Annotated in this window: 9 protein-coding genes and 1 pseudogene; 5 read left to right on the top strand and 5 right to left on the bottom strand. The window is 72.9% G+C overall.

Going from position 1 to position 9536, the window contains the following annotated elements; genetic code table 11:
• Window positions 1-109 precede the first annotated feature (109 nt).
• On the top strand, window positions 110-736 hold the full coding sequence (locus tag AB0C02_RS27340) for a maleylpyruvate isomerase N-terminal domain-containing protein (RefSeq protein ID WP_357551811.1): 627 nt from the start codon (window positions 110-112) through the stop codon (window positions 734-736).
• A gap of 69 nt (window positions 737-805) precedes the next feature.
• Here the strand turns inward: AB0C02_RS27340 and AB0C02_RS27335 are convergent, their stop codons facing one another.
• The gene (locus tag AB0C02_RS27335) at window positions 806-1015 is read right to left on the bottom strand and encodes a hypothetical protein (RefSeq protein WP_357551810.1); all 210 of its coding nucleotides are present in this window, start codon (window positions 1013-1015) and stop codon (window positions 806-808) included.
• 100 nt (window positions 1016-1115) lie between these two features.
• Window positions 1116-2426 carry an MFS transporter gene (locus AB0C02_RS27330; protein ID WP_357551809.1) on the bottom strand — a complete coding sequence of 437 codons (1311 nt, stop codon included), beginning with the start codon at window positions 2424-2426 and terminating at the stop codon, window positions 1116-1118.
• A gap of 250 nt (window positions 2427-2676) precedes the next feature.
• Here AB0C02_RS27330 and AB0C02_RS27325 point away from each other — a divergent pair, with 250 nt between their 5' ends.
• Window positions 2677-3867, top strand: a complete 1191-nt coding sequence (locus AB0C02_RS27325; RefSeq protein ID WP_357551808.1) for a hypothetical protein — start codon at window positions 2677-2679, stop codon at window positions 3865-3867.
• Between the two features lie 4 nt (window positions 3868-3871).
• Here the strand turns inward: AB0C02_RS27325 and AB0C02_RS27320 are convergent, their stop codons facing one another.
• Both AB0C02_RS27320 and AB0C02_RS27315 read right to left on the bottom strand, forming a co-directional pair.
• Window positions 3872-4081 (bottom strand): MbtH family NRPS accessory protein, encoded by a 210-nt coding sequence (locus AB0C02_RS27320; RefSeq protein ID WP_357551807.1) that lies wholly within the window; start codon window positions 4079-4081, stop codon window positions 3872-3874.
• A complete protein-coding gene (locus AB0C02_RS27315; RefSeq protein WP_357551806.1) occupies window positions 4078-6477 on the bottom strand; it encodes a M20/M25/M40 family metallo-hydrolase in 2400 nt (799 codons plus the stop codon). The genes AB0C02_RS27320 and AB0C02_RS27315 overlap by 4 nt, the downstream gene beginning before the upstream one ends.
• A gap of 260 nt (window positions 6478-6737) precedes the next feature.
• On the opposite strand from AB0C02_RS27315, the gene AB0C02_RS27310 reads away from it, so the two are divergent.
• The 3 genes from AB0C02_RS27310 to AB0C02_RS27300 are packed head-to-tail and all read left to right on the top strand — an operon-like array spanning window position 6738 to window position 8840.
• A complete protein-coding gene (locus tag AB0C02_RS27310) occupies window positions 6738-7049 on the top strand; it encodes a phosphopantetheine-binding protein (RefSeq protein ID WP_357551805.1) in 312 nt (103 codons plus the stop codon).
• Window positions 7046-8089, top strand: a complete 1044-nt coding sequence (gntD, locus tag AB0C02_RS27305) for a guanitoxin biosynthesis L-enduracididine beta-hydroxylase GntD (protein WP_357551804.1) — start codon at window positions 7046-7048, stop codon at window positions 8087-8089. The genes AB0C02_RS27310 and gntD overlap by 4 nt, the downstream gene beginning before the upstream one ends.
• Window positions 8090-8096: 7 nt before the next feature.
• Window positions 8097-8840, top strand: a complete 744-nt coding sequence (locus AB0C02_RS27300; protein ID WP_357551803.1) for an SDR family oxidoreductase — start codon at window positions 8097-8099, stop codon at window positions 8838-8840.
• A 22-nt stretch (window positions 8841-8862) separates the two neighbouring features.
• On the opposite strand, the pseudogene AB0C02_RS27295 reads toward AB0C02_RS27300, so the two are convergent.
• Window positions 8863-9523 (bottom strand): annotated as a pseudogene (locus tag AB0C02_RS27295) (thioesterase domain-containing protein).
• Between the last annotated feature and the right edge of the window lie 13 nt (window positions 9524-9536).

Genomic DNA, 9536 nt, shown 5'->3' with positions numbered 1-9536 from the left:
GCTTGGTCGCTAACCGATCTACCGGAGACCTCAGCCTTTATCGATCACCGCCACGCCGGACCCTCACCACAACCCCGGCCCCTTACGAAACACGGGCTAGCCTGCATAGATGATCCGAGAAGCATTTCTGGAATCCTCGGAGGCCGCCTTGGGCCTACTGCGCGAGGCGGCGTTGGCCGAACGATGGTCCAAGCCCAGCGCGCTGCCCGACTTTTCTACCGGTGGACTTGCCCGTCACCTGGCAAACCAGATCACCCGCACCGTGACCTATCTCGCCGCCGCGCCAGGCGATTCTGCGATCTCGGTCCTCGATCACTTCACTGGCAACGCATGGGTGACGTCGGGTGTCGACAGCGCTGACAACATCGACATCCGGCACCGCAGCGAGCAGGCTGCCGCAGCGACGACTCCCGAGGAACTCGCCGACGATGTCGACGCAGCGCTCCGCGAGCTGCAAACAGTGCTCCCGGCGCAATCCGCAGACCGTATTGTCGACCTCGACGACTGGGGCCTGACGGTGAACGACTTCTTGCTGACACGCGTGATGGAACTGGTCGTGCATACCGACGACCTGGCTGTCAGCCTGGACATACCCACGCCGCCGCTGCCCGACCACGCGACAGAAGCGACGATCCAACTGCTCAGCCGCATCGCAGCATGGCGCCACGGGCAGTTGAGCGTGGTCCGGGCACTCGCGCGGCAAGAACGAGCACCCGCATCAATCGCTGCTCTCTGACGACGCTCGCACCGTTCCGCCGAGGGCGCACCGGAGTCGCGCGGCGCATCTCGGCGGTGTTCTCCACGACTACGAGCATGCTGCGTGACCTGTACGGACGAGGTTTTCGGCAAGTGCAGCGTCGAGATCGTCGACCCAGTCGGCGATCGCGGCGAACGTGCTGGCTCCCGCCATCACCGCGCACACCGCGACCGCGAGCACGCTCGCTGCCGGCAAGGCCCGCACCGGCGCCGCCCTGGACAATCCGGTCCTGCGCACGGAGGGCCGGGTCACGCTCATCGACGGGCTGCTCGCGGTCGCGGTGCTCGCGGAGGCTGGCGCTCAACGCTGGCCTGGGGTGGTGGTGGGCCGACCCGTTGGCTGGGTTCGTGCTGGTGCACTACGCGCTTCGGGAGGCCCACGCGGTCTTTTCGACGAGCATTGAGCGGTCCGCGTCGGCGAGCGGCGACTGGTGGCCGAGCCGGCGCACCGGGCCGGCGCTCAGCGGCAGCGCCGCCGCCAACAGCACGCCGGGGGCGAGCCACAGCACCGGCCGGCTGCCGATCGCGTCGACCAGCGCGCCGGCGGCCACGGAGCAGACCGGGATCGCCGCGAACTGCACGAGCCGGTAGCTCGCGTTCATCCGCGCGTGTAAGCGCGTCGGCGTGAGCAGGTGCCGCAGGGTGACCGACGCCGAGCCGGTCACGCACGCCCCGGCCGCGCCCAGCAGCAGCGCTACGCCGGTCAACGCCACGGTGACCGCCGGCGTGTGCCCGACCGGCACCAGCGCCATCGGCATCGCGCCCAGGACGATGCCGGCGAGCATCGTCCGGCCATAGCCATGACGGCGCAGCAGCGCAGGCGCCGCGAGGGTGCCCACGATGCCGCCGACACCGCCGGCCATGAGCGTCAGGCCGAACAGCGCGGCGCCGAGGTGCACGTCGGCCAGCAGGTACACAACCATCGCGACGTTCGCCAGCTGGGTGCCGACCGTGAACACCGTCGCGTACACCACGCAGCGGCGGATCACCGGGTGGCCGAACACAGCCCGGAGTCCTTCGCGCGTCTCGGCCACCGGGTCGCGGTCACCCGGTGCGGCCATGGCCGGCTCGCAGTGCCGGATGCGCAGCAGCATCGCGCCGGAGACTACATAGGACACCGCGTCGAGCAGCAGCAGCGGCGCCGGGCCGACCAACGTGGCCAGCCAGCCGGTGAGTCCCACTGCGGTGGTGCCGGAGACGGCCAGGCTGGCGTGCATGCGGCTGTTGGCCTCGGCGAGCCGGAACGGCCCGACGAGCGGCGGCAGGTAGGCAACCGCAGCGAGCTCGGACACGACGGTGAGCGCGCCGCCGACCGCCACGACCGCGTAGACCTGCGGCCAGCCGAGCACGCCGACCCAGGCGCAGACCGGCACGGTGAGCACGAGGATTGCGCGGGCCACGTCCGTGCCGAGCATCACCGGCCGGCGGGCACGGCGCTCGAGCCACACCCCGGCCGGGAGCGTGAGCAACAGAAACGGCACGGTGTACAGCGCCCGCAGGAGACCCACCTGAGTTCCCGTCGCACCGAGGACCAGCACGGCGATGAGCGGCAGGGCGTTCATGGTGACCTGGGAGCCGACGGTGGACACCGCGTTGCCCCACCATAGACGGCGGTAGTTGGGCAGCCGCCAGACCCCGTCCGCGCCGGTGGGCCGCGCCACAGCGCTCACCGCTCGCTGCCCCGAAGTCGTCACAGGCCTCGCCCCTCCCGCGGGACGTGGGTCCGCCCGTCCCGGTCATCCTGCGCCGCCGGGCCCGGCCGCCCAAGTCGGGCAACTCCCCGATGCGGCGCCCGGCGCCGCGCCGCAAGACGCGTCCGACGACGATCGGGAGAACCACCGACTGCGCACCGGCGGCTACGCACGCGAGGTTGGGCAGCGTGCCCCAGAACTTCCCGACCGGCCTTTCCGGGCTGCCCGCATGACGGCGACGGCCGCGACACTCAGGCTGTGGCTCGCCGAGGGCAGCACTGGGCCGTTTCCGTTCCTGCCGGTCGTTCGCGAGCTGCAACGCACCGGCAAGCACTGCGCCGACGTCGCGCTGCTCGACGCGCTGGCGGAGGTCCGCACCGCGGTCCGCGCGGAGCAGGTGGCCGACGGCGACCGGATGCTCCGCCGGTTCCTCGACGTGGCGCTCGACAAGCACGACGATCGGCACCGCTACCCCAGCTACACCGCACTGTCGCTGTTCGACCTGCCCTCCGGGGCGGACGCCGGGCCCGCGCAGCGCCGCGCCGACCGGCTCGTGGTGGGATTGGTCGGCGACGTGCTCCGGTTCGAAACCGCGGCGCTCGCAGGGCGCGGCGCCATGCTCCCCCGCATGCGGCCCGGCCCCGATCTCGTGGCCAAGCGCTGCCGGCACGGCCTGCGGGTGCTGTCCCCGGCGCTGAACCGCCTGGGGGTAGCGCGCGCCGACCTCGACGCGCCCCGAGCCGTCCGAGAAGCCGCCCGCGTCTGGGTCGCCGGCCGGCGACCCGTCGGGCCGGACCCCCTGAGGCTGAGCATGCTTCCGGTCGACACGATCCACGACGAGCACCTGTTCATCCGCGTGCTGCAGACGTTCGAGGTGAGCTTCGCGCTGACCGCGGTGCGGCTGCACGCTACCGTCGCGGCGCTCGACGCCGACGACCCGGGCGCCGCCGCGCGGCACCTCGACACCGCCGCCACGACGTTCGGCGAGACGGCGCCGCTGTTCGCCCTGCTGGCCACCATGCGCGTAGAGGCCTTCCGGACCTTCCGCACATTCACCGATGGCGCGAGCGCGATCCAGTCCGACGGGTACAAGACGATGGAGTCTCTGTGTCGGCCGCCGGACCCGGCCCGGCTCGCCTCGGCCGCCTACGACGCGGTGCCGGAGGTGCGCGCGCGGGTGGCCGCGGGGGTACGCACCATCGACGAGGCCGTGGACGACCTGCGGCGCCGGGGCGGGACGGTGTACCAGGTGCACGCGGCCCAGGAGCGGTTCGCCCGCGCGTGGACCCGCTGGCGGCACACGCACCACCGGCTGGCGGCGCGCATGCTCGGCGACGTGCGCGGCACCGGCTACACGGTCGGCGTGCCGTACCTCGCGAGCGTCGTCGACATCCCGGTGTTCCGCGGCCTCCCCGGCTGAACGGCTACCCGGCTTCGTCCATCGCCCGGCGCAGGCTCAACGGCCGCATGTCGGTCCAGACCTCCTCGATGTGGGCCAGGCACCGGGCGGTCGGGCCGGTCGGGCCGGCCACGTGCCATCCGGCCGGCGGCGGCTCGTCGGCCGGCCAGATAGAGTACTGCTCCTCGTCGTTGCGCACCACGACGTGCAGCGCGTCGTCCTCGTCGTTCGTCACTCGATCACCATTCCTCTGCTCACGACGACGAAGTCGCCGTCCTCGTTGCCGGGCATCGTGTTCGGCGGGCGGCGCACCGCGCCGCGCAGCTCGGGGATTTCCTCGGTGCTGTAGCTGCGGTCGAGCAGCCGCACCGGGAACGGTGCCGACGACTCGACCTCGATCGTCACCTCGACCCCGTCGGCCGGTGGCGCGATGTAATGCAGGCTCCACCGGAACCCGTACGGGTCACGCTCGGCGGTGTTGACCACACGCCGTCCGTCTATTGTGGCCGCTCTCACCTTCGCGGGGGAGAGACTGATGATCTCGACCATCGGCGCGGGCCGGCCCGCCTTAAGCCGCAGCCGAACCGTACGGATGCCGTCGGTGACGGTGTTGGACAGAACCGTCGCCTCCGGGGCGGCCAGCGCGGCCGCTGGTGCCTGGCCGACGTGGAAGCCGAGCGGCATGCGGAAGTAGGTCGGCATCGGCCCGGCCCGGTAGTGCTCGACGAGCTGCTCCTGCCACGGGTCGGGGTCGGCGTCCAGGACACCCCAGATCGCCTGCCCGGTGTCCGCGTCCAATGCATAGAACACGTTGCCGGGCTTGGGGCGGCCGGGTCCGAAGTCGCCGGTGGGCACAGTGGCCACGAGCACGGCGACCGCCATCACGGCGGCGACCACCGGGGTCCACCGCCGCACCAACGGCCGGTCCAGGCGCAGCACCGGGAACACCACCAGCAGCACGGCCGACAGCAGCGGCACGCCGACGACCGCTAAGGCGGGCCCCACCGCCAGACCGAACAGGTACAGCACCGGGGTGAACAGCACCACGGTCACGGCGGCGGCCGGCGCGAACGCCAGCACCTGCCGGCCGGCCCGATCGTCTGGATGGCCGCGCAGCAGCCGCCACCCCAGCCCGGCGACGGCCGCCAGCAACGGCCACGCGAACAGGTAGGCGGCCACCGGCGCGACCGCGACACACCCGGCGAGCAGCAGCGCCCAGAGCACCGCAACGCCGGTCACGACGGTGTCCAGGCCCCACCGTCGCAGCCCCAGCGCCAGCCCGGTCGTCGACAGCGCGACCGCGAGCAGCCCGAAGCCCACCAGGTACAGCCCGCCGTTGTACCCGTCGCCGGCGTGGAAGCGCGTCAGGTCGGGATCGACCCGCTCCAGCAGCAGCCACACCCCTTCCACGACGGCGGCCGACACGACAACGCCGGAGACGGCCAGGCCCAGCGCCGCCGCGGCACGCCGCAGCCGCAGCCGACCCCGCGACCGACCGACGATCACGGCGCCGCACAGCCCGACGAGGGCCAGCGCCGTGAACACGGTGTTCAGCCAGCCCGGGTAGTGCACCAGCCCGAGGCCCGGGACGGTGAAGTACACCGTCGGGGCACCGCGGTCGGTGCCGGCGCCGTGCCGGTCGAAGTGCCGGGTGAGCTCGACCGCGTATTCGCCGTCGTGCTGGACCACGTCGGGGTCGACCGAGCGCAGCGAGTCGGCGGCGTCGTGATAGCGGACCTGGTCGCCGATGAAGGCGAAGTTCATGCCCCGGATGCCGGCGCGGTCGAAGACGGTGAAGTCGGTGTCGTTGGGAAGGAAGCGGTAGACCAGGGTACCCACCGAGCTCGCGACCGGGTGCGATGTCGCGGCGAGCCCAGCGACGAGGTCGGCATCGCCGGCGCTGGACTCGAACATGACGACAGGCCCGCCGCTCCCGCGAGCCTCGAAGTTCAGCAGCACCTTGGCGTCGGCCGCCCAGGGATGCTGCTCGGCGAAGGCGTGCGCGCCTAGCAGCCCGAACTCTTCGCCGTCTGTGAACAGCACGACGAGGTCGTGCTGCAGGGGCGGGCCGGCGGTCAGCACCCGCGCGGCCTCCAGGATCGCGGCGACGGCGACCCCGTCGTCGTTGGCGCCGGGGCCGGCGGCCACCGAGTCGAAGTGGGCGCACAGCACGATGGCGCCACCCCCGCCCGTACCGCGTTTGCGCCCAAGGACGTTGTCGACCACGCCAGCGTGAAAGTGGGTGGGCTGCTTCTCGTGGATCGCGGTCGTGTGCTGGATCTCGGTGTCCATGCCAAGGCCGGCGAGGGTGGAGCGCAGGTAGTCGCGCACGTCGGCGGCCGGCCCTGAGCCGGTCGGCCGGGGCTGCCGGGCGATGCGCTCCAGGTGCGTCATCGCGCGCCCGGCGGAGAACGCACCGGACGGCGCGCCGGCGCCCACCGCGTCGGGCGGCGCGAGCGGCCAGGCGCTGACCGCCACCAGCAGCACGAGCGCCAGCCAGCCGAGGGCCGGGGCGCCACGGCGCGGCCACGAGCCGACCCCGGGTGATGACGTCCGGGGTGGCGGGGCGGCGATCGGGTCGCCCCCGCCGTCGGTGTCTGGTCCTGGTGCGCGCTCGAACAACGTCGCCATCGGACAACTCCCCCTCGGCTCCCGTGCGCTGTACCGAATTCTCACGCAGACGCGAGAACCGCACAGGTCGGTGGTTGCCCTGAACGCACCAGCGCGGCGGGGGCTGGGGACCGCCACCGCGACTCGGTGATATTCCCGCTGGTGTGGTGGCGACCGCGACCGCGATCGTCGACATCGGACCGCGAACCGGCGGCTCCAGGAGCGGGCGGAGTGCGAACGTGGGATGTGAGACGACGGCTGCGGCGGCGGGAGCCACGGCGATGACCGACCCGGCCACAGCCGCCGAGCGCCTGGTCGCGCGGGTCTGGTCGGAGCTGCTCGAGCTGCCCGAACCGGCGCCGGCCATCGGCCGGGACGACGACTTCTTTCAGCTCGGCGGCTCGTCGCTGATGCTGGTTCAGCTCGCCGCGCGACTGTCGGCCGCGTCCGGCGTCGACATCGAACTGCTGGATTTGTTCACGGCGACGACCGTGCGCGCGCAGGCCGTTCTGGTCAACCGCGACGGCCTGGCGGCGCGGGCTCGTGCGCTGCCGCCGATCACACCGCTGGCCCGGCCGGGCGAGGAGCGATGACCCACGTGTACGCGCAGCCCGCCGTCCTCGACCGGCCGGTCGAGCACCGGCTCACCGACGTCGAGGCGCGGTCGGTGCTGGCCTTGGCGACGGAGCTGACGGCCGGTGGCGCCGACCCGGCCGACCCGGCGTTCTACGACCGGGCCTGGCCGGTGCTCGACCGGCTGCCACACGGCCTGCGGTGGTTCCTGGAGCGGTTCCGCCGCGAGGAGCCGGCCGCCGCGTGCCTCATCCACGGGTTCCCCGTCGATGACGCCGGCATCGGCCCGACGCCGGAGCACTGGGAGGCGGCCGCCCGGCGGCCCGTCACCGCCCGCCTGCACGAGGCGTGGCTGGCGCTGTGCGGCATGGTGCTGGGCGAGCCGTTCACCTGGTCGACGCTGCAGTCCGGACGGCTGATCCAGTCGATCCTGCCGATGCGCGGCGACGAGCAGCGGCAGAACGGCTACGGCAGCGAGGCGATCCTCGAGTTCCACACCGAGGACGGATTCCATCCGCGGCGCTGCGACTACCTGCTGCTGCTCGGGCTGCGCAACCCGGACGCCGTGCCGACGCTGCTCGCCTCAGTCCGCGACCTCGACCTCGACGCTGGGCACCGCGCGGTGCTCGCGCAGCCACGGTTCCACATCGTGCCCGACGACGAGCACCTGCTGCAGCTGGCCGCCCGCGACCCGCGGCACCCCGCCCTCGCCCGGATGCGCGCCATGCACCGCGACCCGGAACCGGTGGCGGTGCTGTTCGGCGGCCACCGTCGGCCGTACCTGCGCATCGACCGGCCGTTCATGCGGTGCGCCGCCGGCGACGCCGACGCCGAGGCGGCGCTCGACGCGTTGATGGCCGCGCTGGAGCGGGTGCGGCAGGACGTGGTGGTCGGTCCCGGTTCACTGCTGGTGGTCGACAACTACCTGGCCGTGCACGGCCGGCGCAGCTTCGCCGCGCGCTACGACGGCACGGACCGGTGGCTCAAGAAGCTCACCGTGAGCCGGAACCTGCGCCGGTTCGCCGACCACGCCGACGCGACCCACCGGGTCCAGTTCTAGGAGACCGATGCGCACCGTTGTCATCTCCGGCGCCTCCAGCGGCATCGGCCGGGCAACCGCGGCCCGGTTCGCCGCGGCCGGCGACCGCGTCGTGAACCTCGATGTGCGCCCGCCGGACCCGGCGGACGTGCGCGGTGGCATCAGCTGGCGCGAGGTCGACGTGGCCGATTGGGTGGAGGTGGGCCGAGCGGTGGACGAGATCCATGCGGAGCACGGCGCCATGGACGTGGTGGTGGCCAACGCTGGCATCAGCGTGCGTCGCGGCGTGCTGGACATCGACGAGCGCACCGCCCGCCGCGTCATGGAGGTCAACCTTCTCGGCGTGCTGCGGCTGTGGCAGGCCGCAGCCCGGCACATGGTGGCGCGGCGCCATGGGGTGCTGCTGGCGACGGCCTCGGTTAACGGAATGCGGGGCTACCCGCTCTACGCCGACTACAACGCCACGAAGGCGGGCGTCGCGTCGTTGTGCCGCACGTTCGCGCTGGAGCTCAGCCCGCACGTGCGGGTCGCCTGTGTCAGCCCGGGTGCGGTGCTCACCCCGATGCAGCAGGCGGAGTACACCGAGGAGATGCTCGCAGCCGTCAACCACCAGATCCCGGCCGGCCGGCACGCCGCGCCGGAGGAGATCGCGGCCGCGTTCGTCTATCTGGCCTCGGACGAAGCGCGCTTCTGCACCGGCCAGGAGCTGGTGATCGACGGCGGCGAGACGGCCGGCGCGACGACGGCGATGCACGGCACCGCCTACGCCTGACAGCGGGCTCGCACGGCTTCGATCACCGCCGGTCCGGCCGCACCCGTGATGAAGAAGTGCCCCCATGAGCAGCAGGACCTCGGTGTCCACGCTGCTCCACCGCGACCAGGCGGTCAGCTCCTCGACGGTGACGTCGTCGTCGGCCGCACCCAGTACCCGTGATCGGCACCGGCAGCGGCGCGCCGGTCGGTGGGGTGGCCGTGCCGCACACCTGGAAATCGGCTCGCATGGTGGGCAGGACGAGCTGGAGCAGCGCCGGCACCCGCAGCGCCTCCGGTGGCGTCCCGCCGAGCCGGCGCAGCTCGGCGACGAAGCTCCTCGTCGCTGCGCGGCAACGGCCGGCGCGAAGGCGCGGAAACGTCGCGCGCGGATCGGCCCCGGACCGCGACGCTCCAGGCCGGGACGTGCGGCGCGGCGCACCCACTGGCGAACAGCCGTGATGGCGGCGGTGCCCCGGCGGTCAGCAGCGACTGCACCGGGCCGAAGGCCAGACGTGCCCCCATGCTGTGCCCCAGCACCGCCCACGGCCGGTCGAGCTCGGGTCGCAACACCTCGGTCAGCGCGGCGACGGCGGTCTGGTAGACGGTGATCGCCGGCTCGGCGATCCGCGACTCCCGGCCCGGCAGGTGGACCAGGACCACCTCGATGTCGTCGGGCAGCGCGGCGGGCCATCCGCGGAACATGGCCGGGCCGCTG

It is taken from the genome of Micromonospora sp. NPDC048999 (genome assembly GCF_040649295.1).
Classification (GTDB): Bacteria; Actinomycetota; Actinomycetes; order Mycobacteriales; family Micromonosporaceae; genus Micromonospora.
Note: the sequence above shows the minus strand (reverse complement) of the source record. Positions and strands in the feature narration are given on the sequence as shown.